Below are 22,069 nucleotides of genomic sequence, written 5' to 3'. Positions count from 1 at the left end.
ACCCGCCGGGGGCGCCTCACCATCGGCCGTCCCGCCCGGGGCGGCCGGACTCGACCGCCGCAGGGCGGCTGAGGCATCGGACCTTTGACCGCGCGTCCGGCGTTCGTTGCCGGGTGGCGGGTGGCCCACCGCCTCGCGCCGCCCGGGTACCCGTCCCCGGGACGGGCACCCCTCGATGCCGCCGGACCAACCATAAGGAGACAAACATTGACCGATCAGCCGCTCGCCGGGAAGACCGTCGCCATCCTCGTCGCCAACGGGTTCGAGGAGCTGGAGATGACCGAGCCGCAGCGCGCCCTGCTGAAGCAGGGTGCCGCGCCGAAGATCATCTCGCCGGAGCAGGGTCTGGTGAATGGGTGGCATGGCGCCGCCTGGGGCCACTACTTCCCCACCGACAAGCATGTGGGTGACGTGCTGGCTGCCGACTTCGACCTGCTGGTCCTGCCGGGCGGTGACCGCTCGGTGGCCAAGCTGGCCAACAACCCCCATACCCGCCGCATCATCGGCAGCTTCATGGACGCCGGCAAGGGCGTCGCCGCCATCGGCAAGGGCGTGGAGCTGCTGGCCGTGGCGGAGCGCGCCAAGGGCCGCACCGTGACCGCCGCGGAGTCCGCCCACGCCGCCCTGGAGGCTGCCGGCGCCAAGCTGTCGGAGGACGCCATCGTCACCGACCGCTTCCTGGTCACCGCCAAGGACCAGGAGAACCTGGCCGACTTCATCGACACCATGACCAAGGTGTTCGTGCAGGCGGTGGAGCAGCGCAAGCAGGCGGCCTGACGGCGAAGCCCGTCCGGGGCATCGCAGGAATTGCTGGGCGCGGGGGACACTCTCCCCCGCGCCCTTTTTCATGGGCTGGGTCCGTGCATTTGCTTCGGCGGGTAGAGCCAAGAACACGCACGGACACGCACCATCCACTCACGGACACGCACAAGAAGGTCTCAGCGCCTTGGCCGCGGCAAAGAGCGCCGCAGGCATTTCTCCGTGTGCGTGTTCGTGCGTGCCTTGTGTGTGTGTCCGTGAATGTTTCCTGCACCCACCCTTGGGTATATGGCTCGCGCCTGCGCGCGGCAGCATGACAGCCCATGAATTTTCCGCATCCCGCCCCGGCCCGATAGCCCGCCGAACCGTTCTTGGGTTATAGAGGCCCGGTGCCCGGCCGGGGATGAATCCCGTGCTGCCGGGTTTACGGGACTGTCCGCTGCCTGCTGCCCCACGGTGCCGCCGCCCATGCCCCTTCCGCCAAGGCCCGACCCCTGATGCAGTTCCGCCCCGGGCGGGGCCGCGCGGCCGAGTTGCCAGACCTGGCAGAGGCGCCGGACAGCAGGGAAGGGGCGGTGCCCGACGGCTGGGCCCCCCTGTCCATCGCCACCTGGAACATCCATTCCTGCGTGGGGATCGACGCCCGCTTCGCCCCCGACCGCATCGCCGCCGTCATCCGGGGGCTGGAGGTGGACGTGGTGGGCCTGCAGGAGGTGGGCTGGCACCACCGCGGGGAGCAGGGCATCGACCAGTTCGCCTTCCTGGAACAGGCCACCGGCTACAAGGCCCTGGCCGGCCCCACCAAGCACCATCGCACCGCCCATTACGGCAACGCCCTGCTGACGCGCCTGCCCGTGCTGGAGGTGGAACCGCTGGACCTGTCCCTGCCGGTTCGGGAACCGCGCGGCGCCCTGGCCGCCCTGCTGGACGTGTCCGGCGCCCCGGTGCGGGTGATCGTCGCCCATCTGGGCCTGGACCCGTGGGAACGCAACGCCCAGGTCAGCCGCATCCTGGACTTCGTGCAGGCCCGCCCGCCCACGCCCACCGTCTTCATGGGTGACCTGAACGAGTGGCGGCCCAACGCCCCCCGCCTGCGCCGCCTGTTCGAGCGGCTGCCGGACTGCGCCGCCCCGCGCAGCTTCCATGCCCGCCTGCCCACCCTGCGGCTGGACCGGATCTTCATCTCCCCCGACCTGCACCTGGCCGGCTATGACGTGGTGCGCAACGCCCTGACCCGCCGGGCCAGCGACCATTTGCCCGTCCGCGCCCGCATCGGCGTCCCGCCCCTGGCCCGGGCCGCGGCGGCGGATTAGGCCCCTTTGGGAACGCCGCGCGGGGCAGGGCCGTTACCCCACCCGTCCCGCCGCCGCCGGTGCCCCATGGCCGACCCCATCCTCGACGACGACCCTTGCGCCGGCATGGACCTGGTGGCCCTGCGCCAGGGGCTGGAACGGCTGGTGGAGTTGGAACTGTCCATCGTCAAACTGGCGGAGCAGGCGGAGTCCACGCTCCCCACCCCCGACCTGCGCGCCCAGGCCGTGCCCCTGCTGCGCGACCTGCGCGACCTGGCCGCCAAAGGCTCCGAGGCGCTGGAGGCCCGGCTGAAGGCGCTGGAGGCGGAACGGGGATTGTATCCGGACGATTGAGCGGCCGGGTGGGGCCTTCGCCCCAATGGACAAAATTCCTAATCGTTGCCATGATGATGCCGCACGCCTTCCCCCTGGGGGCCTGCCGGTTCTTGGCCATGGTGAACGCCCGCCCGATTCCCCGGCCCTGTCGGCCGGCGCTTAAGGAGACAAAGGTGACGTGGTCGAGACCCGGTCTCCTTTGTCTCCTTAAGCCCGAAACCCCAATGATCCCAACACCCTGGATGAGACACGCGTCACCTTAAGCGTCACCTTCGGTCACCTTAAGGTCAGCTTTGTCACCGGCCGCGCGGCCGGAGGCGGCCCCGGGTCCACCCCAGGGCCGCCTCCGGCCAACCGCCTTACGCGCTCGCCGTGCCCAGCAGGAAGTCGTCCGCGTTCAGGGACGACACGCCCACCAGCTTGATGACGAAGTCCGCCTTGTTGTCCCCGTCCACGTTGCCGGCGACATAGGTGGTGCCGCCGCCCACCGCCTGGTCCGGCCGGGCGTGGAAGCGGCCCAGGTCGAAGTCCATGTCGTGGCTGCCGGCCCCATAGACGCGCAGCTGGCCGGCCCCGGTGAAGTTCTTCGACCCGATCAGGGTGAAAGCCTGCAACCCGTCCAGCAGGGTGTTGGCGTCCAGGGTGGTGAAGTCCAGCACGTCGTCGCCGTCCTGGTCGAAGTCCATCACCACGTCCAGCAGGGTGCTGTTCTTGCCCTTGCCGCCGGTGCCGTCCGCGGCGATGCTGTCGAAGACGAACACGTCGTCCCCGGCGCCGCCCACATAGCGGTCCTGGCCCGTCCCGCCGATCAGCCGGTCCTTGCCCGCGCCGCCCAGCAGGGTGTCGTTGCCACCGCGGCCGTTCAGGATGTCATCCCCGCCCCGCCGGTCAGGCTGTTGGCCACGGCATTGCCGCTGATCCGGTCGTTGCCGCCGCCGCCCACCGCGTTCTCGATGGTGGCGCCATAGGCGATGGAGATGTTGTCCCGCAGCAGGCCCGTGGTGGCGCCATAGCGGGCTGCCAGCTCCTTGGACACGGTGGCCGGCAGGTCCTGGATGCCACCGCCGCTGCTGAAGGCGCCGGGGTTCAGGTCGATGGTGCTGGGGGTGTCCCAGCCGCTCAGGTCCAGCGTGTCGTTGCCGCCCGCGTCCCAGATGGCGACGATGGGCAGCTTGTTCTTGGTGAAGTCGAAGGCCTCGCGGTTGGCGGTGCTGTTGAAGCCGTACACCGTGTCGCCGGTGCGGGTCGTCGTCTCCGCCCCATAGATGCGCTGCATGGCGGCGATGTCGTGGACCAGCGGCGTGGCCGCGTACTTGAAGATCAGGTTCTGCCAGTCGATATGGCCGGCCCCCGTCTCATGCGCGCCCCAATAGGACATGACCGAGTATTGCAGGCTGTCCTGGTAATACTCCGCCAGCCCCTTGTAGGTCAGGGGGATGCCGTCGCTGTAATTGTACTCGCCCGGGTGGGACAGGCCCAGGGCGTGGCCGGACTCATGCACCAGGGTCAGCAGCCCGTACTCCCCCTCGTCCAGTTGCAGGTTGCTGGCCTGGGCCGGGTTGACCCACACGTCCCCCGCCAGGGGCTTGTACTGGTCGGGATGCCGGGGTCCTTGGTGAAGGGCAGGTACGCCCAGGCCTGCGCGGGGCCGGAAATGGTGTTGGCATAGCGCAACTGCGCCGCCCCATGTCCGCCGTCTCCTTGAAGTCCGGCGCGATGATGTCGTCCCACAGGCTCAGCGCGTAGCGGGTGGCCTGCTTCTGTGCCTCGCTGAAGGGGTGAAGCCCGGCGGTTCCGGCTGGTCGGCGTCGGCATAGGCGGCGCCGAGCTGGCTCTTGTCCGTGAAGAACCCGTAGGTGATCGTCCCGTTCTTGCCCACGTCCCAGCTATAGCCGCTGCGGTTCAGGTAGGCGGAGATCTTGTCCACGGACCAGACGGGCTTGTCGTTGATGGTGGTGCCCGCGGCCCCGTCGGCGGATGCGGACAGGGTGGGCATGCTCGGCCAGTCCGTCTCGCGGACCTTGTCCAGGATGGGATTACCGGAAATGGCGCTGTGGCCCATAGTGACGTTTCCCCGATCAGGTTGGTTTGTTTGTTTTCCTGACCCCCGCGGGGACCTGCCGGGCGGCGGGGAATGCGGCCCGGAACGCGACGAAGAAACCCGGTGCCACCACCCCGACCCTCCCCCAATGCCCCCACGGAAGCTGGGGGCACATTGGCGAACGCACATATCCGGTTGCCAGGACCCAGGCGGGTGGTTCCGGCGCGTTGGGGGTCGTCCTGAGTCGCCATGGTCCTAGGCCCACGCCAATTTATCGGACAGGATTTTATCGGTTCTTCCACCTGAACCGTTCACCCGCCGACCCCTGGTCCCGGCGCGTCAGGCCCTTATCTATGCAGGGACCGATATCGGACGGGGTGCAGGATGGGTTGGATGGACAGGCGGCGGGCCTTGAAGCTGCTGGCGGGCGGGGCGGCGGCCGTCCCGGTGCTGGCCCGGGCCGACGGGGCCGCCGCCACGGTGCCCCCGGCGGCGGGTGCTGCGCGGCGGGCCACCCGCTTCCCCGTTTCCGACCATTCGGATGGGGAACGCTTCTTCAACGTGGTGCCGGACAGCGACCGTTCCTTCGGCCAGGTACTGCGCTGGATGACCAGCCGGGACAAGCAGCCCTGGCCCGACCGGGTGGAAAACACACCCTACCCGGCGCCGGCCAAGGTCGGGCCTGACAAGGTCACCGCCACCTTCATCGGCCATGCCACCTTCCTGGTGCAGGTGGGCGGGGTGGCTTTCCTGACCGACCCGGTCTATTCGGAACGGGCCAGCCCCGTCGGCTTCGCCGGCCCCCGCCGGGTGCGCGACCCCGGCCAGCCCCTGTCCGCCCTGCCCAAGGTGGACGTGCTGCTGGTCAGCCACAACCACTATGACCACCTTGACCTGGACACGCTGGAACAGGTCAAGGCCCTGTGGGACCCGGCCGTGGTCACCGGCCTGGGCAACGGCGCCCTGCTGGGGCAGGCGGGCCTCTCCCGCATCACCGAGCTGGACTGGTGGCAGTCGGTGGGGGTGGGCGGCGCCACGGTCACCTATACCCCGGCGCAGCATTTCTCCGCCCGGGGCATCTTCGACCGCAACAAGGCCCTGGGGCGGCTTCATGATCCAGGCTGGCGGGGCCACCGTCTATTTCGCCGGCGACACGGGCTATTGCCCCCATTTCCGGGAAGTGGCCCAGCGCTTCCCCCGCCTCGACCTGGCCCTGCTGCCCATCGGCGCCTATGAGCCGCGCTGGTTCATGCGCGTGGCCCACATGAACCCGGAGGACGCGGTGCAGGCCCACCTGGACCTGAACCCCGGCCGCAGCATCGGCAAGCATTTCGGAACCTTCCGCGACCTGACGGACGAGGCCATGGACGCCCCCCTGCGGGACCTGGCCACCGCCCGCGCCGCCAAGGGCCTGGCCGAAGACTCCTTCACCACCCTGGACTTCGGCCAGACGCTGGAGATCGCGGTGGGCGGTTGACCCGACGACCGACGGTACCGGGGAATGTCGGGGTTCCCGATGGTCACCCCGACCTACGGCGCCATCGTAGGTCGGGGTGAGGCGCCAGCCGAACCCCGACATCCCGGGATCACTCCACCCCCACCGGCAGCAACCGGTTCACCCGCGCCTTCAGCACCTGCACGGAAAAGGGCTTGGGCAGCAGGTCGGTGCCCATGCCCAGGGCGTCGCCGGCCAGGGCGGCGGCGTGGGCATAGCCGGTCATGAACAGGACCCGCAGGTCCGGGTGGCGTTCCCGCGCGGCCTCTGCCAACTGCCGGCCGTTGATGCCGGGCAGGCCCACGTCGGTCAGCAGCAGGTCCGGGGCCGGCCCCTGTTGCAGCATGTCCAGCGCCACCTCCCCGTCCGCCGCCTCCAGCACCGTGTGGCCGGCGGCGCGCAGTTCCTTCACCACCAGCAAGCGGACCAGCGCCTCGTCCTCCACCACCAGGATGCGGGCCCTGCCGGGCTGCTCCGCGGGCAGGGGGTCCTCCGGCGCCGGGATGCAGGCCACGGTGCCGGCGTGCCGCGGCAGGAAGATGGACACGATGGTACCCCGGCCCGGCGCGCTCTGGATCTGGGCAAAGCCGCCGGACTGCTTGGCGAAGCCATAGACCTGGGACAGGCCCAGCCCCGTGCCCTGGCCCAGGGCTTGGTGGTGAAGAACGGGTCGAAGGCCTGTTCCAGCACGTCGCGGCCCATGCCGCAGCCATTGTCCGCCACCGACAGGCGGACATAGTCCCCCGGGCGGGCGTCGGGGCAACTGCCGCACTCCCCCGGTGCCAGGGTAACGTTGGCCGTCTCCAGCATCAGCCGCCCGCCATCCGGCATGGCGTCCCGGGCGTTGATGCCCAGGTTCAGGATGGCGCTTTCCATCTGGTGTGCGTCGCACCAGGTCAGCCACAGGTCCGGGGCCGGCCGCCGCTCCACCTTGATCCCCTCGCCCAAGGCCTGGCGCAGCAGGTCCTCCGTCCCCGCCAGCAGGGCGTTCAAATCCGTGGCCGCCGGTGCCAGCGCCTGGCGGCGGGAAAAGGCCAGCAGCCGTTGGGTCAGCGCCGCGGCCCGCTGGGCGGCCGCCGCGGCAGCCTCGATCTCCTCCGCCAGCTCCCCCTGCTCGGGGCCCAGCCGGCGGGTGGCGACCTCCAGGTTGCCCTGGATGATGGTCAGCAGATTGTTGAAGTCGTGGGCCACGCCGCCGGTCAGCCGGCCCAGCGCCTCCATCTTCTGGGACTGGCGCAGGGCGGTCTCCGCCTGCTGCCGCTCCGCGGTCTCCCGGGCCAGGGCGGCCTCGGCCTGGCGGCGTTCGGTGATGTCGCGGGAACTGCCGATGATGCGGGTGAAGGGGCCGTCCCCCTCCCGCACGGGCACCAGCACCGTGTCCCAGCAACGCTTGCCCGCCGGCAGCTCCAGCGTCTCCTCATAGCTGATGGGGTGGCCCGCCTCCAGGCAACGCCGGTAGTTGGCGGACACCTCCGCGGCGATCGGCCCGGGGAGCACCTCCTCCAGCCGCTTGCCCCGGATCTCGGCGATGCGCAGGCCGGTGGACCGCTGGTGGGCGGGGTTCAGCTCCTCGAAGGCGAAGCCGCCATCGGGGGTGATGGCGAAGCTGAACAGGCTTTCCGCCGTGTTGTCGAAATAGCCGCGATAGATGGCCACCACCTCCTGCCGCGACCGGGCCAGGGGCGTGATGTCGAAGGCCAGGGTATAGATGCCGTTCACCCGCCCGTCCGGCCCGCGGCTGGGCAGGTAGTCCGCCCGGACCACCCGGGGGCCGCAGGGATAGGGCATCTCCGCCTCGAACGACACCCGCTCCCCCGCCAGGGCGGCGGCCACCCGCGGGGCGATGACCTCATAGGCTTCCCGGCCCAGCACCTTGGGCATGGAGCGGCCCAGCACATGGTCCGGCTCCAGCCCGAACCAGTCGCGGTAAGCGGCGTTGACGAACTGGTAGCGCAGGTCCGGCCCGATGCGGGCGATCAGGGCGGGCATGGCGTCGGTCAACAGCCGCAGCCGTGCCTCCCCCTCGCGCAGGGCCTGTTCCACGGCCCGCCGTTCCGACACGTCCTCCCCCGCCATGATCACGTGGCGGGGCCGGCCCTGGGCGTCGCGGGACAGGGAGATGTGCAGCCGCAGCCAGACCACGTGCCCGTCCCGGTGCAGGAAGCGCCGCTCCACCGCATAGGGGCCCACGTCGCCGCGCACCAGCGCGTCCAGCCCGGTGCGGGATGCCTCCCGGTCGTCAGGGTGGACCACGTCATAGCCGCTGCGGCCCAGGATGTCCCCCGCCCGGTAGCCGATCAGGCCGGCGATGGCGTCGTTGGCCAGGGCGATGCGCCAGGTAACGGGATCGACCAGCACCATCCCCACGCCGGACAGCTCGAAGGCCGCCCGGTACGGGTCGTCTTGGGGAAAGCCCGTTGATGTCTCGGGCAGGACCTGCATGGGCTCCGGCACGCTTCGGGTGGGTTAGCCAGGGTGGGCCGCACCATGCCATCCCGATGCAAAGCCACGCCAGCCCGCCAAGCCCTTGTTCCCCGGTGCAATAGAATTACCTCATAATCTCAGCCAGTGGCGCGGCCAGCCTGGACAGTTGCTAGCCCGGAACAATGCCGCTATAGCAGCGACCACATTCCGTTTACGGAAACGTAAGCTCAACAGGCCCGGACCAGGGCCGGCCTGCCGAACCGGACCCCACCCCGGCCGGGGTCCCGCACTGCCAGGGAAGAAACCGTGACCCGCCACCACCGCTCCCCCCTCCGCCCCGCCCTGCTGGCCGCCACCGTGCTGGCCGGCCTGTTGCCCGCCACGGCCCTCGCCGGCGGATTCCAGATCCGGGAAAACAGCGCCGCCGGGCAGGGCCTGTCCTATGCCGGCAACGCCAGCGACCCGCGCGATTTCAGCATCATCTTCAACAACCCCGCCGCCATGGCCGGCCTGGCCCGGTCCGGCGGTGAGGCGGGCGTCAGCCTGATCATGCCGCGCAGCGACTTCGACGGGTCCGGCACCGACGCGCTGGGCCGCCCCCTGACCGGCGGCACGGACAAGACCACCGACGCCATCCCCGTGCCGGCCGCCTACCTGGCCTTCGTGCCGGAGGGGCAGCCCTGGCGTGCCGGCCTCGCCATCACGGCCCCCTACGGCCTGATCACCGAGTATGACCGGGACTGGGTGGGCCGCTACACCGCGCTCTATTCCAAGCTGGAAACGCTGAACGTCAATCTGGCCGGTTCCTGGCAGGTGACGCCGACCCTGTCGCTCGGCGCCGGCCTGTCGGCCCAGCGGGCAGAGGCCAAGCTGACCAACGCCGTGGATTTCGGCGCCTTGCTGGCGTCCTTGCGCGTCCCCGGCTTCCTGCCGCAGGGCGCGGACGGCCGTGCCGTGGTGGAAGGTGACGATTGGGGCTTCGGCGGGAACCTGGGCCTCTGGTACCAGCCCGCCCCCAGCACCCGGCTGGGCCTGACCTGGCGGTCGGAGATCGAGCATAACCTGGAAGGGAAGGGGCGGTTCGAGACGCCGGCCAACGTCCGCGCCGTGCTGACCGCCGCCAACGTCCAGGCCTTCCAGCCGGAAGGGGGCGTGCGCGCCGACGTGACCACCCCGCAGACCGTGGAAGCCGCGGTCAGCCACGACATCGGCCGCCTGACCCTGCACGGCTCCGTCGCCTGGACCGACTGGTCCACCTTCGAGGAGATCCGCGTCCGCTTCGACAACCCCGCCCAGCCCGACGCGCTGGACGAGCAGTTCTGGCGGGACACCTGGTTCTTCGCCGTCGGCGCCAGCATGAAGCTGGACGACCCGGCCTGGACCTTGCGCGCCGGTGTCGCCTATGACGAGACCCCGACCCGGGACGAATACCGCACCCCCCGCATCGCCGACGGCGACCGGGTCTGGACCTCCGTCGGCGCCTCCTGGGCCCCGAACGCGAACCTGGCCCTGGATTTCGGCTACACCCACCTGTTCGTGGAGGACAGCCGCGTCGACAACGCCACCTCCCTGGGCAACCGCATCAGCGGCACCTTCGAGAACAGCGCCGACATCCTGTCCCTGACGGTGCGGTACAACTTCTGACCCTCACCCCTTGCCGAAACCGGGCCTCCCATGTTCGCTACGCCTGTAGAGACGGGGAGGCCCATGGCAACGGCACGAGCTTTCTGGGTGGCGGAACCCGGGCGGGGGGAAATCCGGGCGGAACCCCTGCCGCCCCCCGCCGACGGGGAGGTGCTGGTCCGCACCCTCGCCAGCGGCATCAGCCGGGGGACCGAGTCGCTGGTCTTCCAGGGGCTGGTGCCGCCGTCCCTCCATGACACCATGCGCTGCCCCTTCCAGGCCGGCGGGTTCCCCGGGCCGGTCAAGTACGGCTACGCCGCCGTCGGGGTGGTGGGGCAGGGGCCCGACAGCTTGGTCGGCCACCGCGTCTTCGTCCTGCACCCGCACCAGGACCGGTTCACCGTCCCGGCCACCGCCTGCCGCTTGGTCCCCGACGGGGTGCCCGACCACCGCGCCGTCCTGGCCGCGAACCTGGAGACGGCGCTGAACATCCTGTGGGACGGCGGCGCCACCGCCGGCCAGCGCATCGCGGTGATCGGCGCCGGGGTGGTGGGCTGCCTCGCCGCCTGGCTCTGCGCCGGCCTGCCGGGGGCAGAGGTGCAACTCGTCGACATCGACCCGGCCCGGGCCGCCGTCGCCGCCTCCCTGGGCGTGCCCTTCACCCATCCGGACGGGGCCAAGGGCGACCGCGACCTGGTCATCCACGCCAGCGGCAGCGCGTCCGGCCTCGCCACCGCCCTCGACCTGGCGGGGCTGGAGGCGACGGTGGTCGAGGCCTCCTGGTACGGCGACCGTCCCGTGGCCGCGCCCCTGGGCGCCGGCTTCCATCCGAAGCGGCTGCGGCTCGTCTCCAGCCAGGTGGGCCAGGTCTCCCCCGGCTTCCGCCCGCGCTGGAGCCATGCGGACCGGCTGGACCTGGCCCTTTCCCTCCTCACTGACCCCGCCCTGGACGCGCTGCTGGAGGGGCCGACGCCCTTCCCCGACCTGCCCGCCCTCATGCCGCGCTTGGCGAGGGGCGGCGGGTTGTGCCATGTCATCTCCTATCCGACCTGAGATAGGGGATGGCCCATGTATGGCTTGACGGTCCGGGACCACATCATGGTCGCCCACAGCTTCGTGGGCGCTGTCTTCGGCCCGGCCCAGCGGCTGCACGGCGCCACCTTCGTGGTGGATGCGGAGTTCCGCCGCCGCTGCCTGTCGCCTGACGGGCTGGTGGTGGACATCGGCCTGGCCTCTTCCCTGCTGAAGCAGGTGCTGGCCCCCTGAACTACGTGAACCTGGACGAGCTGCCGGACTTCCGCGGCCGCAACACCACCACCGAGTTCCTGGCGGGGGAGATCCACCGCCGCCTCTGCGCCGGCCTGTTCGCCGGAGCCCTGGGCGCCGACGGCCGCGCGGTGGAGTCCATGAAGATCACCCTGCACGAATCCCACGCCGCCTGGGCCAGCTTCGAGGGCCCGGTGGTGGAGCCCGCCCCCGCCGGAATCCACGTATGACCCTTCCCATCGGCCGCCCCATCCACATCCTGTCCCCCGGCCCCATCAGCCAGTTGACCGGGGGCTTCGGCTACCTTCGCCGCCTCGCCGCCGGTCTGGCGGAGCGGGGGGAGGAGGTGGCGGTGCATGAGCTGCCCGGCCGCCACCCCTTCCCGGATGAGGAGGCGCGGCTTGAGGCGGACCTGACCGCCGCCCGCATCCCCGACGGCGCCCTGGTCCTGGTGGACGGCCTGGCCCTGCCGGCCGCCGCCCACGCCCTGTGGATGGAGCGCTACCGCCTGCGCCTCGCCGCCCTTGTGCACCACCCGCTGCACCTGGAAGCCGGCCTGGACGCGGAGACGGCCCTTGTGCTTCGCCGGCTGGAGCGGGACGCCCTGGCCCTGATGCGCCGGGTCATCGTCCCCAGCCGTGCCACCGCGGCGGACGTGATGGCGCTGGAGGTGCCAGCGGACCGGCTGGCCGTGGTCAATCCCGGCACCGACCGGGTGGCCCCCGCCCCGCACCCGAAATGGGCCGCCGCCCCCGGCCTGGGCAAGGCCGGGCCGGTGATCCTCTGCGTCGCCACTCTGACCCCGCGCAAGGGCCACCTGGTGCTGCTCCAGGCCCTGGCCACCCTCACCGACCTGCCCTGGACCCTGGTCCTGGCCGGCAGCCCCGACCGCGACCCCGCCCACGCGGAGGCCATCCGCGCCGCCATCGCCGAGCTGGGCCTTGCCGACCGTGTGACCATCGCCGGGGAGCTGGAGGCGGTGGCGCTGGAGGCGCGCTGGCACCTGGCCGACCTGACTGTGTTGCCCAGCCTGCACGAAGGTTACGGCATGGTGGTGGCAGAGGCGCTGGCCCGCGGCCTGCCCACCGTGGCCACCACCGCTGGCGCCCTGCCGGAGCTGCTGCCCCCGGCCGCGGGCGGCCTTGTCCCGCCGGGCGATGCCGCGGCCCTGGCCGCCGCCCTGCGCCCGCTGCTGGCCGACCCCACTGCCCGCGCCGCCGCGGCCCGGGAGGCGTTGGAGGCCGGCGGCGCCCTGCCCACCTGGGACCAGTCCGTGGACCTGTTCCGGGCCGAGCTGGCCCGCGCCGCCACCGCGCAAGGGGCCGGGGCATGAGCGACAGCTTCGCCCTGGACTGGCTGCGCCTTCGCGAACCGCTGGATGCCGCCGCCCGGGCCCCCGCCCTGACCCGCGCCTTCGCCCGCCGCCTGCCCCGCGCCCCGCACTTGGTGGACCTTGGCGCCGGCACCGGCAGCACCCTGCGCCACCTGGCCCCCCGGCTGGACTGCCCGGAACAGTCCTGGACCCTGGTGGACAAGGACATGGCCCTGCTGACCAAGGCCCCGGGGGAGCTGACCCAATGGGCCGACAAGCACGGCTGGACGGTCACGGAGGAACGCCGCTCCTTGCGCATCCAGGCGGACGAGATGACCCTGCGGGCGGAGATGCGCCGCTACGACCTGACCACCGACCTGACCGGCCTCGCCCTGGGCCAGGTGGACGGCGTCACCTGCAGCGCCCTGCTGGACCTGGTCTCCGCCGACTGGATCGGCAAGCTGGCGGCGGAGCTGGCGCGCAGCGGCTACCCGCCCTTCCTTGCCACCCTGACCGTGGACGGCCGCACGGCGTTCGAGCCGGCGGACCCGGACGACGCCTTCGTCATGGACCGCTTCCACGCCCACATGCGCGGCAACAAGGGCTTCGGCCCTTCCTTGGGGCCGGAGGCGGCGACGGCCTTGGCCGACACGCTGCGGGTCGCCGGCTACAAGGTCCAGGTGGCGCCCGCCGACTGGCACCTGCGCAGCCGCCACAAGGAGACGCACCGGCTGATGGTGGACGGCTATGCCCGCTCAGCCACCGCCATGGACCCCGCCGCGGGGCCCCGGATCGAGGCCTGGGCCGCCCGCCGCCGCGCCGCCATCGCCGACGGGGCCACCCTGATGGTGGGGCACCAGGACCTGCTCGCCATCCGGTAACCTCCCCGCACGTCCTATGCCCCTTTGCGGGGCGGCGTGGTAGCATCGGTCCGCGGCGCGCAACCAAGCGTTCCGGTCCCCCGGTCACCGACCCAAGAAGCCAGCAGATGAACACCTCCGGCAAGCGCATCCTCCTGGTCGATGACGACTCGGCCCTGCGCCAGTCCTTGGCGGAGCAGTTGGCGCTGCATGAGGAGTTCGAGACGGCGGAGGCCGGCACCGGCGCCGCGGGGCTGGAAGCCGCCAAGGCCAAGGGCCCCTTCGACGCCATCCTGCTGGACGTGGGCCTGCCGGACATGGATGGGCGCGACCTCTGCCGCCTGCTGCGGCGGGAAGGGGTGAAGTGCCCGGTGATCATGCTGACGGCCGCCGCCAGCGACAGCGACCAGATCCTGGGCCTGGACAGCGGCGCCAACGACTATGTCTCCAAGCCCTTCCGGCTGGGGGTGCTGCTGGCCCGGCTGCGCGCCCAGCTCCGCCAGTTCCAGGCATCCGACGATGCCAGCTTCGCCATCGGCCCCTACAGCTTCAACCCGGCGGCCAAGCTGCTGCATGACGAGGCACGCCACAAGAAGATCAAGCTGACGGAGAAGGAAACCCAGATCCTCAAGTACCTCTACCGCGCCGGCGGCGTAGTGGGGCGGGAAACGCTGCTGGGCGAGGTCTGGGGCTACAACGCCGCCGTCACCACCCACACGCTGGAAACCCACGTCTACCGCCTGCGCCAGAAGATCGAACCCGACCCCGCCAACGCCCGCCTGCTGGTGACCGAGCCGGGCGGGTACAGGCTGGTGCCGTGAGGGCGGGCCGACGCCGGAATCCCTTACCCCGGTATTCACCACTGCCTTGCCTGCTTCCCCCGCGAAGGCGGGGGTCCACGGTTTTTTCACCCCTTGGGCGACCTCCGCCGGGTCAAGAACTGTGGGCCCCCGCCTTCGCGGGGGAAGCGGTGGGGCCCGTCACGGGCGGCCTTCCTTATCCCGGTACCAACGCCGCGAGACCCCTCACCACTCCTCCCTGACCTCCTCCCCCACAGCAGCTCCCCCAGCCGCCGCCGCGTCGCCCGGGACAAATCCTCCGGCAGCTCGTCCGGCCGGAAGAACCGTGCCGCCGCGATCTCGAACCGGTCGGGGGCCAGGGTGCCCTCCCACTGGTCGGCGGCGAACAGGGTCACGTAGTCGTGGCCCCACGCGCCGAACCGGGCATGGGTGGAAACCAGCCGGACACGCCCGGTGGCGCGCAGCCCCACCTCCTCCCGCAGCTCCCGCGCCGCGGCGGCGGGCAGGCTTTCCCCCCGGTCCACGGCCCCGCCGGGGAAGTGCCAGCCGGGGATGTAGGTATGGTGGACCAGCAGCACGCCGCCGTCGTGGTCGCGCACCAGCAGGCGCACGCCCAGGGTGGTGGGTTTGCGCAGGCGCAGCCAGGTGCGGCGGGCCAGGAACAGGTATCGGGGGACCAGTCGTCGCGTCGTCATGGCGTCCGTCCTAGCACGCCTTGGCCGCCGCCATCCCTAAAACTTCCCCCCGCGCACCACGTCCACCGTGCTGGCGATCAGCAACAGGCCGTGGCTCTCCAGCAGCGGCCCAAGCGCGTCCACCAGCTTGTCGGCCTTGTCGGCGGACATCACGGCCATGAACAGGACCTTGGACTGGGCCCCGGTCACCTGGTCCTCCGACCAGCGACCGCCGGCGCCGGACCCGCCCAGGGCCGGCAGCAGGGTATAGCCGGTCACCCCCGCCTTGTCCGCCAGGGCCGTCAGCCGGGGCAGCAGGGGGGCGTCAACCAGGACCTCGATCTTGCGGCGGGCGACGGTGTCGGTCATTGGCCTGATATCCGGGCGGCGAGGGAGGAGAAGAGCGGGATGCCCACGGTGATGTTGAAGGGGAACGTCACCGCCAGCGACATGGCCAGGTAAAGGCCGGGGTCCGCCTGGGGCAACGCCAGGCGCATGGCCGCCGGCACGGCGATATAGGACGCGCTGGCCGCCAGGATGCCCAGCGCCGCCGCCGACCCCGGCCCCAGCCCGGCCGCCGTGCCCACCAGCACGCCGATGGTGCCGTTGATGATGGGGAACAGGATGGCCAGCCCCGCCAGGCGCGCCGTCAGCGCCCGCGCCTCCCGCAGGCGCCGCGCCGCCACCAGCCCCATGTCCAGCAGGAACAGGCACAGCATGCCGCGGAACAGCCCGTCGAACACGGGGGCGATGGGCGCGAACCCCTCCTTCCCCGCAATCAGCCCGATCACGAAGCTGCCGGTCAGCAGCACCACGGACCCGTTCAGCAGGGTCTCATGCAGCAGGGCGCCCTTGGGCTGCGCCTCCACCGTGGCGCCCCGCTGGGCCAGCATCAGGCCCACGATGATGGCCGGCGTCTCCATCAGCGCCAGCACCGCCACCATATAGCCGCCGGGCGCCATGCCCCCCGCCTCCAGCACCTCCACCCCCGTGACGAAGGTGACCACGCTGACCGATCCGTAATGGGCCGCCACCGCGGCCGCGTTCACCGCGTCCAGCTTGCCGAACCGGCGCAGGGCGGCATAGGCGGGCAGGGGGATCAGGCAGCTCAGCACCAGACCGGCCACCGCCGCGGCCAGCATGTCCGCCGACGCGCCGCTGGCCGCCACCTGCACCCCGCCCTTCAGCCCGATGGCCGCCATCAGGTACAGGGAAATGCCCTTGGCCACCGCCTCCGGGATCGCCAGGTCCGACCGCGCGAAGGCGGCCGCCGCGCCCAACACGAAGAACAGGATGACCGGCGACAGCAACACCTCCAACCCGCCGACCATGCCCCAACCCCCGTCCCGTGGCCCCCGCCGGTGCTTACCCAGAATTGCCGGGCGGGGCAAGGCCACGCGGCCACCCTATCCGTGGGGTGGGGAACAGAAGGCCGTAGGTCGCGGCTGAAGCGAAGCGGAAGCCCGACAGGAAGACTCCAACTGCCTCAATCCCCGTCCATCCGGCATCAATCCGTGTCATCCGTGCCTTACGGTATGACGGTCGGGGTGGTGGCGCCGGATGCCAGGCCCCACGCCAAGCCGCATGACAGAAATCCTATACCGTGTCATGCTCCCTCCACCGGCCCCTCACCCGGCGGTTCCTGGACATGTTGCATCACCATCCCACGGCACCCCGCCGTTCCTCCGCCACGCCCTGCCCGCCCCCTTAACTTGACCGAAATCGCAACCCGGTAAGGTTAGTCTCCTTAAGGCGGTTTTCTCAGCAAATTCAGGCACATATAATGTGACGTCGGTAAAGTTAAGCGTCACCTTAGTCAAGTTAGCGTCACCTTAAGGTCAAGTTAGTCACCCAGCGGCCAGGCACCCCCGGCACCCCCGGCACCCCCGGCACCCCCGGCAGCCATGACCGCAGCACATGTGCGGTTTCTCCGTCCCACCCGTCTTGCGGCGCTCCCGGGGGTGCTTACATATGACGTGATCCCTCCCGGATCGCACAGTCGTGGATCATCGCCCGGCCGGGCCTCGTGCAGGACGGCAACAAGGGCAGCCCAGGGGAGAAGCGTATGGATTTCCAGAAATATACCGAGCGCAGCCAGGGTTTCGTGCAGGCCGCCCAGGGGCTTGCCCTGCGCGGCGGCCACCAGCAGCTGGCGCCGGAACACCTGCTGAAGGTCTTGCTGGACGACAAGGAAGGCCTTGCCGCCAACCTGATCCGCAGCGCCGGCGGCGACCCCGCCCGGGCGCTCGGCGCTGTTGAGGCGGCGCTGGCCAAGCTGCCGAAGGTGGAAGGCCCCGGCGCCGGTGGCGTCAGCCTGTCCCGCGAACTGGCCCGCGTCTTCGCCACGGCGGAGGAGGTGGCCCAGAAGGCCGGTGACAGCTTCGTCACCGCCGAGCGGTTGTTGCTCGCCCTCGCCTTGACCACCGGCACCCCCGCCGCCAAGGCCCTGGCCGATGCCAACGCCACACCGCAGAAGCTGAATGAGGCCATCAACAGCCTGCGCAAGGGCCGCACCGCCGACACGGCGGGGGCGGAGCAGGGCTATGATGCCTTGAAGAAGTACGCCCGCGACCTGACCCAGGCCGCCCGAGACCAGAAGCTGGACCCCGTCATCGGCCGGGATGAGGAAATCCGCCGCACCATGCAGGTGCTGGCCCGCCGCACCAAGAACAACCCGGTGCTGATCGGCGAACCCGGCGTGGGCAAGACCGCCATCGTCGAGGGCCTCGCCATCCGCATCGTCAATGGCGACGTGCCGGAAGGCCTGCGCGACAAGCGCCTGCTCTCCCTGGACCTGGGCGCGCTGGTGGCCGGCGCCAAGTTCCGCGGCGAGTTCGAGGAGCGGCTGAAGGCCGTGCTCCAGGAAATCCAGGCCGCGGCGGGTGAGGTCATCGTCTTCATCGACGAGCTGCACACCCTGGTCGGCGCCGGCAAGGCGGACGGCGCCATGGACGCCTCCAACATGCTGAAGCCCGCCCTGGCGCGGGGTGAGTTGCACTGCGTCGGCGCCACCACGCTGGACGAGTACCGCAAGTACATCGAGAAGGACGCGGCCCTGGCCCGCCGCTTCCAGCCCGTCTTCGTGGCCGAGCCGACGGTGGAGGACACCATCTCCATCCTCCGCGGCCTGAAGGAGAAGTATGAGCTGCACCATGGGGTGCGGATCACCGACAGTGCCATCGTCTCCGCCGCCACCCTGTCCAACCGCTACATCACCGACCGCTTCCTGCCCGACAAGGCCATCGACCTGATCGATGAGGCCGCCAGCCGCCTGCGCATGGTGGTGGACAGCAAGCCGGAGGAGATCGACGCCCTCGACCGCGACATCATCCGCCTGAAGATCGAGCGGGAGGCCCTGAAGCGGGAGACGGACCAAGCCTCCCGTGACCGGCTGGAGAAGCTGGAGGTGGAGCTGGCGGGCCTGGAGCAGAAATCCGCCACCCTCACCGCCCAGTGGCAGGCGGAGAAGGAAAGCCTGACCTCCGCCCAGAAGGTGAAGGAAGAGCTGGAGCGGGCGCGGGCCGAGTTGGAGACCGCCCAGCGCCAGGGCAACTGGGCCAAGGCGGGTGAGCTGACCTATGGCCTGATCCCCAGCCTGGAAAAGAAGCTGGCGGAGGCCGAGCAGGCCAGCGCCCACCGCATGCTGAACGAGGAGGTGCGTGACCAGGACATCGCCTCCGTCGTCAGCCGCTGGACCGGCATCCCCGTGGACAAGATGCTGACGGGGGAGCGGGAAAAGCTGCTGCGCATGGAGGAACGCCTGCGCACCCGGGTGATCGGGCAGGAGGAGGCGATCGTCGCCGTCTCCAACGCCGTCCGCCGGGCCCGCGCCGGCCTGCAGGACCCCAACCGCCCCATCGGCAGCTTCCTCTTCCTCGGCCCCACCGGCGTGGGCAAGACGGAGCTGACCAAGGCCCTGGCGGAGTTCCTGTTCGACGATGAGACCGCCATGGTCCGGCTCGACATGTCCGAATACATGGAGAAGCACAGCGTCAGCCGCATGATCGGGGCGCCCCCGGGCTATGTGGGCTATGACGAGGGCGGGGCCCTGACGGAGGCGGTGCGCCGCCGGCCCTACCAGGTCGTCCTGTTCGACGAGGTGGAGAAGGCCCACCCCGACGTGTTCAACGTGCTGCTCCAGGTGCTGGACGACGGCCGCCTGACAGACGGGCAGGGGCGTACGGTGGACTTCCGCAACACCCTGATCGTCATGACCAGCAACCTCGGCGCCCAGGCCCTGGCCGAGCTGCCGGAAGGGGCGGACAGCGGGGCGGCGCGGGAGCAGGTGATGGAGGTGGTGCGGACCGCCTTCCGGCCGGAGTTCCTGAACCGGCTGGACGAGATCCTGCTGTTCCACCGGCTGGGCCGCGGCCACATGTCGGGCATCGTGGACATCCAGCTGGGCCGGCTGCGCAAGATGCTGGCCGACCGGGACATCACCCTGGAGCTGGACGACGGCGCCAAGGCCTGGTTGGCGGACAGGGGCTACGACCCGGTCTACGGCGCCCGGCCCCTGAAGCGGGTGATCCAGCGGGAACTGCAGAACCCGCTCGCCACCCGCCTGCTGGAAGGCAAGGTGCAGGACGGGCAGGTGGTCCATGTGGGCGTCGGCCCGGACGGACTGGCCCTGGACGGCGAACCCGCCAACCTGCCACCCCCGGCCTCCACCAGCGCCTGGGGCCGCGGGGCCCAGCAGCCCGGCACCCTGCATTGAGGTAAGGATACCGGGCCCGCCTTCCTTCCCATGGGGGGGCGGGTCCGGCCCTTGCCCGATCACCCGTCTCCCGGCATGGTGCGCTGCAGCATCCCTTGCCCCGGCGCACCATGCCCCACCTGGTCATCGACATCACCGCCCATGGCCTCGGCCACCTGGCCCAGACATCCTCCGTGGTCGCCGCCCTGCGCCGCCGCCGTCCGGACCTGCGCCTGACCCTGCGCACCGGCCATGGGGCGGCCACCCTGGCCCGCTTCATCGACCCGCCCTGGGACTTGGCCCCGCCGCCGCCCGACCTGGGCATGGCCATGCTGGACGCCAACCGGGTGGACGTGGCCGCCAGCCACCGCTACTACGCCGACCTGCACCGGGACTGGGGCTCGGTGGTGGCCACGCAAAGTTCGGCGCTCACGGCGCTCAAGCCCGACCTGCTGCTGTCCAACATCGCCTACACCGGCCTCGCGGGCGCCCAGGCCGCTGGCATCCCCTGCCTCGCCGCTTGTTCCCTGAACTGGCACGACGTCGCCGCCGCCTACCTGTCGGGCCTGCCGGGGATGGATGCGGCGTTGGCCCAGATGCACGCCGCTTATGCCGGTGCCCGGGCCTTCATCCGCCTGGAACCCGCCTTGCCCATGGACAGCCTGCCCAACCGGGTGGCTGTCAGTCCCGTGGCCCGCCTGGGCACGGACCGCCGGACGGACTTGGACCGGCTATTCCCCCAGCCGCCCCGTCACTTGGTCGTCGTCTCCTTCGGCGGCATTGCCGGCCCGCCGATTCTGACCAGGGTGCCCCGCCTGGACGGCGTCGCCTGGCTGCTGAACGACCCCCAATCCTTGCCGCCCGGCCGGGACGATGTGCGGCTGGTGGACGAGGTGCCGGTCCCCTTCCAGGACATGGTGCGCTCCGCCGACTTGGCGCTCACCAAGCCGGGCTATGGCATGTTCGCCGACTCGATCTGCAACGGCACCCGCCTGCTCTCCCTCACCCGGCCCGACTGGCCGGAGACGCCCTGGCTGACCGGGTGGGCCAAGGCCCACGGCGTGGCGGGGGAGATCGATACAAGCGCCCTGAACACGCCCGCCCTGGACGCGCTGCTCCTGGACATGCTGGCCCGCCCCATCCCCCCACCCCCGCCGGCAAGGGGCGGGGAGGAGGCGGCTGCCATCGTCCTTGATTTCTTGGGGGAAGGCCGGGTTTAGCAGCCCGGCGCCTTGCGGCAACCCTCGGCCTTCGCGGCCGGCCGGCCGGCGGAGGCGGAGACCAGGGTCAGGCCCGCCTGGGCGTCGGCGTAGCGGTCCTCGATCTGGGCCAGCACGGCCTGGAAGCGCTTCAGCTCCTTGCCGTCCAGGTTCCGCCCGGTGGGCAGGTCCACGGACATGGGGTTCACCTGCTTGCCGCCGCGGTGCACCTCATAATGCAGGTGCGGCCCGGTCGAGCGGCCCGTGGAGCCCACATAGCCGATCACGTCACCCTGGTTGACCCGCGCGCCCCGCCGCAGGCCCGACCCGAAGCGGGACAGGTGGGCATAGGCGGTGGCGATCTCCCGGTTGTGGCGGATACGGACATAGTTGCCATAGGCACCCTTCTGCCCGGCTTCCTCCACGATGCCGTCGCCGGCGGCGAAGACCGGGGTGCCCGTTGGGGCGCCGAAGTCCGCCCCCTTGTGCATCTTGCTGTAGCCCAGCAGCGGGTGCATCCGCATCCCGAAGCCCGAGGTCAGCCGCGCCCCGTCCACCGGGGTACGGAGCAGGGCCTTGCGCACCGATTCGCCCTTGCGGGTGAAATAATCGGCGCTGCCGTCGCTGTCCTCATACAGGAACAGCTCCCGCCGCTTGCCCGACAGGGTCAGGGCGGCATAGCTGACGGTGCCGACCTTCGCCACCTCGCCCGACTCGGTCAGGTACTGTTCGTACAGTACCTCGAAGCTGTCGCCCGGCTGGATGTCGCGCTGCCAGTCCACGTCATAGTTGAACAGCTTGTTGATCAGCGCGTTCAGGACGGGGGTCGGCACCCCCGAGGCATAGCCCGCCTGGTACAGTGACGACTCGATCCGGCCCTGCGCGGCCACCCAGCGGCGCTGCAAGGGCTTCGCCACCTCCGCCGCCTGGAACCGGACCCCGTCGAAGCTGACGGAGACGGACCGTTCCACCGCCGGCTGGAACTCGAAACCGACGAACTTGCCGTCGCCCGCCGAATGGTCGAACAGGACCTTGATCTCCTGCCCCGACCGCATCCGGCGCGGGTCATAGACGCCGCGCAGCGCGCTGATGGCCCCTTGCGCGTGCTCCTGCGGCACCTCCGCGTCCAGCAGGAGCTGCATAAGGGTCTCGCCCCGGCCCAGGTTGACCAGCTTGCGTTCCACCGGGTCGGCCACGCGCTCCATGTCGCCCCAGGCATCGGCAGCCAGGGCCAGGCCCTGCTCGGCGTCGATGTCGCCGCTGAACTCGGGGCTCGCGGGGGCCGTCATCGTCGG

At 70.9% G+C, this 22,069-nt stretch carries 19 protein-coding genes and 2 pseudogenes (1 of these 21 running past the window's edge); 12 read left to right on the top strand and 9 right to left on the bottom strand.

The window, feature by feature from the left end:
* The first annotated feature begins 207 nt into the window (after nt 1-207).
* From HHL28_RS14700 to HHL28_RS14690, 3 genes are all read left to right on the top strand, one after another.
* Complete coding sequence (locus HHL28_RS14700) at nt 208-777, top strand: DJ-1/PfpI family protein (RefSeq protein WP_075771408.1); 570 nt, start codon at nt 208-210, stop codon at nt 775-777.
* Nucleotides 778-1,256: 479 nt separating this feature from the next.
* Nucleotides 1,257-2,072, top strand: coding sequence for an endonuclease/exonuclease/phosphatase family protein (locus HHL28_RS14695; RefSeq protein ID WP_169655368.1), 816 nt, complete (start codon nt 1,257-1,259; stop codon nt 2,070-2,072).
* A 66-nt stretch (nt 2,073-2,138) separates the two neighbouring features.
* Nucleotides 2,139-2,405 carry a hypothetical protein gene (locus HHL28_RS14690; protein WP_075771409.1) on the top strand — a complete coding sequence of 89 codons (267 nt, stop codon included), beginning with the start codon at nt 2,139-2,141 and terminating at the stop codon, nt 2,403-2,405.
* A 341-nt stretch (nt 2,406-2,746) separates the two neighbouring features.
* On the opposite strand, the gene HHL28_RS14685 is transcribed toward HHL28_RS14690, so the two are convergent.
* The 3 genes from HHL28_RS14685 to HHL28_RS14675 all read right to left on the bottom strand — a co-directional run bounded on the left by HHL28_RS14685 (nt 2,747) and on the right by HHL28_RS14675 (nt 4,449).
* A complete protein-coding gene (locus HHL28_RS14685; protein WP_169655366.1) occupies nt 2,747-3,169 on the bottom strand; it encodes a hypothetical protein in 423 nt (140 codons plus the stop codon).
* Between the two features lie 80 nt (nt 3,170-3,249).
* The gene (locus HHL28_RS14680; protein ID WP_169655363.1) at nt 3,250-3,957 is read right to left on the bottom strand and encodes a M10 family metallopeptidase C-terminal domain-containing protein; all 708 of its coding nucleotides are present in this window, start codon (nt 3,955-3,957) and stop codon (nt 3,250-3,252) included.
* Nucleotides 3,958-4,122: 165 nt separating this feature from the next.
* Nucleotides 4,123-4,449 carry a hypothetical protein gene (locus HHL28_RS14675; protein WP_169655361.1) on the bottom strand — a complete coding sequence of 109 codons (327 nt, stop codon included), beginning with the start codon at nt 4,447-4,449 and terminating at the stop codon, nt 4,123-4,125.
* 363 nt (nt 4,450-4,812) lie between these two features.
* On the opposite strand from HHL28_RS14675, the pseudogene HHL28_RS14670 reads away from it, so the two are divergent.
* Nucleotides 4,813-5,905, top strand: a pseudogene (locus HHL28_RS14670) (MBL fold metallo-hydrolase).
* A 109-nt stretch (nt 5,906-6,014) separates the two neighbouring features.
* Here the strand turns inward: HHL28_RS14670 and HHL28_RS14665 are convergent.
* A complete protein-coding gene (locus HHL28_RS14665; protein WP_169655359.1) occupies nt 6,015-6,371 on the bottom strand; it encodes a response regulator in 357 nt (118 codons plus the stop codon).
* A complete protein-coding gene (locus HHL28_RS14660) occupies nt 6,332-8,365 on the bottom strand; it encodes a PAS domain-containing sensor histidine kinase (RefSeq protein ID WP_169655357.1) in 2,034 nt (677 codons plus the stop codon). The genes HHL28_RS14665 and HHL28_RS14660 overlap by 40 nt, the downstream gene beginning before the upstream one ends.
* A 288-nt stretch (nt 8,366-8,653) precedes the next feature.
* Here HHL28_RS14660 and HHL28_RS14655 point away from each other — a divergent pair, with 288 nt between their 5' ends.
* The 6 genes and pseudogenes from HHL28_RS14655 (at nt 8,654) to HHL28_RS14630 (ending at nt 14,229) form a co-directional block, all read left to right on the top strand.
* Nucleotides 8,654-9,991, top strand: coding sequence for an OmpP1/FadL family transporter (locus HHL28_RS14655; RefSeq protein ID WP_075771412.1), 1,338 nt, complete (start codon nt 8,654-8,656; stop codon nt 9,989-9,991).
* Nucleotides 9,992-10,054: 63 nt separating this feature from the next.
* Entirely contained in the window at nt 10,055-11,023 is a 969-nt protein-coding gene (locus tag HHL28_RS14650; RefSeq protein ID WP_075771413.1) for a zinc-dependent alcohol dehydrogenase, read from the top strand.
* Nucleotides 11,024-11,038: 15 nt separating this feature from the next.
* Nucleotides 11,039-11,466: pseudogene (locus HHL28_RS14645) on the top strand (6-pyruvoyl trahydropterin synthase family protein).
* Nucleotides 11,463-12,569, top strand: coding sequence for a glycosyltransferase family 4 protein (locus tag HHL28_RS14640; protein ID WP_083699150.1), 1,107 nt, complete (start codon nt 11,463-11,465; stop codon nt 12,567-12,569). The pseudogene HHL28_RS14645 and the gene HHL28_RS14640 overlap by 4 nt, the downstream one beginning before the upstream one ends.
* Nucleotides 12,566-13,429, top strand: coding sequence for a class I SAM-dependent methyltransferase (locus tag HHL28_RS14635; protein WP_075771415.1), 864 nt, complete (start codon nt 12,566-12,568; stop codon nt 13,427-13,429). Before HHL28_RS14640 ends, HHL28_RS14635 begins: the two co-directional genes overlap by 4 nt.
* Nucleotides 13,430-13,536: 107 nt before the next feature.
* A complete protein-coding gene (locus tag HHL28_RS14630) occupies nt 13,537-14,229 on the top strand; it encodes a response regulator transcription factor (protein WP_075771416.1) in 693 nt (230 codons plus the stop codon).
* 86 nt (nt 14,230-14,315) lie between these two features.
* Here the strand turns inward: HHL28_RS14630 and HHL28_RS14625 are convergent, their stop codons facing one another.
* From HHL28_RS14625 to HHL28_RS14615, 3 genes are read right to left on the bottom strand one after another with little or no spacing between them, the layout of a single operon-like run.
* On the bottom strand, nt 14,316-14,903 hold the full coding sequence (locus HHL28_RS14625) for an NUDIX domain-containing protein (protein ID WP_169655354.1): 588 nt from the start codon (nt 14,901-14,903) through the stop codon (nt 14,316-14,318).
* A gap of 36 nt (nt 14,904-14,939) precedes the next feature.
* On the bottom strand, nt 14,940-15,251 hold the full coding sequence (locus HHL28_RS14620) for a P-II family nitrogen regulator (RefSeq protein WP_075771418.1): 312 nt from the start codon (nt 15,249-15,251) through the stop codon (nt 14,940-14,942).
* On the bottom strand, nt 15,248-16,213 hold the full coding sequence (locus HHL28_RS14615) for a sodium-dependent bicarbonate transport family permease (RefSeq protein WP_075771419.1): 966 nt from the start codon (nt 16,211-16,213) through the stop codon (nt 15,248-15,250). Before HHL28_RS14615 ends, HHL28_RS14620 begins: the two co-directional genes overlap by 4 nt.
* Before the next feature lie 734 nt (nt 16,214-16,947).
* Here HHL28_RS14615 and clpB point away from each other — a divergent pair.
* Complete coding sequence (clpB, locus tag HHL28_RS14610; protein ID WP_075771420.1) at nt 16,948-19,596, top strand: ATP-dependent chaperone ClpB; 2,649 nt, start codon at nt 16,948-16,950, stop codon at nt 19,594-19,596.
* 95 nt (nt 19,597-19,691) lie between these two features.
* A complete protein-coding gene (locus tag HHL28_RS14605; RefSeq protein ID WP_169655352.1) occupies nt 19,692-20,795 on the top strand; it encodes a hypothetical protein in 1,104 nt (367 codons plus the stop codon).
* Here the strand turns inward: HHL28_RS14605 and HHL28_RS14600 are convergent.
* On the bottom strand, nt 20,792-22,069 hold the 3' portion of the coding sequence (locus tag HHL28_RS14600; RefSeq protein ID WP_404325858.1) for a M23 family metallopeptidase. Its footprint extends 132 nt past the window's final position; only the last 1,278 of its 1,410 coding nucleotides appear in the window; the start codon falls outside the window, past its right edge; it ends in the stop codon at nt 20,792-20,794. The genes HHL28_RS14605 and HHL28_RS14600 overlap by 4 nt on opposite strands.

Source organism: Aerophototrophica crusticola (genome assembly GCF_012913305.1).
GTDB lineage: Bacteria > Pseudomonadota > Alphaproteobacteria > Azospirillales > Azospirillaceae > Niveispirillum > Niveispirillum crusticola.
The sequence above is the reverse complement of the archived record's forward strand: the minus strand, read 5'-3'. Positions and strand labels throughout refer to the sequence as shown.

Bases quoted from the DNA above. Each gene is read 5' to 3' on its own strand.
- HHL28_RS14695 (WP_169655368.1), top strand. From the start codon at position 1,257: ATGCAGTTCCGCCCCGGGCGGGGCCGCGCGGCCGAGTTGCCAGACCTG.
- HHL28_RS14690 (WP_075771409.1), top strand. From the start codon at position 2,139: ATGGCCGACCCCATCCTCGACGACGACCCTTGCGCCGGCATGGACCTG.
- HHL28_RS14675 (WP_169655361.1), bottom strand. From the start codon at position 4,449: ATGGGCCACAGCGCCATTTCCGGTAATCCCATCCTGGACAAGGTCCGC.
- HHL28_RS14660 (WP_169655357.1), bottom strand. From the start codon at position 8,365: ATGCAGGTCCTGCCCGAGACATCAACGGGCTTTCCCCAAGACGACCCG.
- HHL28_RS14650 (WP_075771413.1), top strand. From the start codon at position 10,055: ATGGCAACGGCACGAGCTTTCTGGGTGGCGGAACCCGGGCGGGGGGAA.
- HHL28_RS14640 (WP_083699150.1), top strand. From the start codon at position 11,463: ATGACCCTTCCCATCGGCCGCCCCATCCACATCCTGTCCCCCGGCCCC.
- HHL28_RS14635 (WP_075771415.1), top strand. From the start codon at position 12,566: ATGAGCGACAGCTTCGCCCTGGACTGGCTGCGCCTTCGCGAACCGCTG.
- HHL28_RS14630 (WP_075771416.1), top strand. From the start codon at position 13,537: ATGAACACCTCCGGCAAGCGCATCCTCCTGGTCGATGACGACTCGGCC.
- HHL28_RS14625 (WP_169655354.1), bottom strand. From the start codon at position 14,903: ATGACGACGCGACGACTGGTCCCCCGATACCTGTTCCTGGCCCGCCGC.
- HHL28_RS14620 (WP_075771418.1), bottom strand. From the start codon at position 15,251: ATGACCGACACCGTCGCCCGCCGCAAGATCGAGGTCCTGGTTGACGCC.
- HHL28_RS14615 (WP_075771419.1), bottom strand. From the start codon at position 16,213: ATGGTCGGCGGGTTGGAGGTGTTGCTGTCGCCGGTCATCCTGTTCTTC.
- clpB (WP_075771420.1), top strand. From the start codon at position 16,948: ATGGATTTCCAGAAATATACCGAGCGCAGCCAGGGTTTCGTGCAGGCC.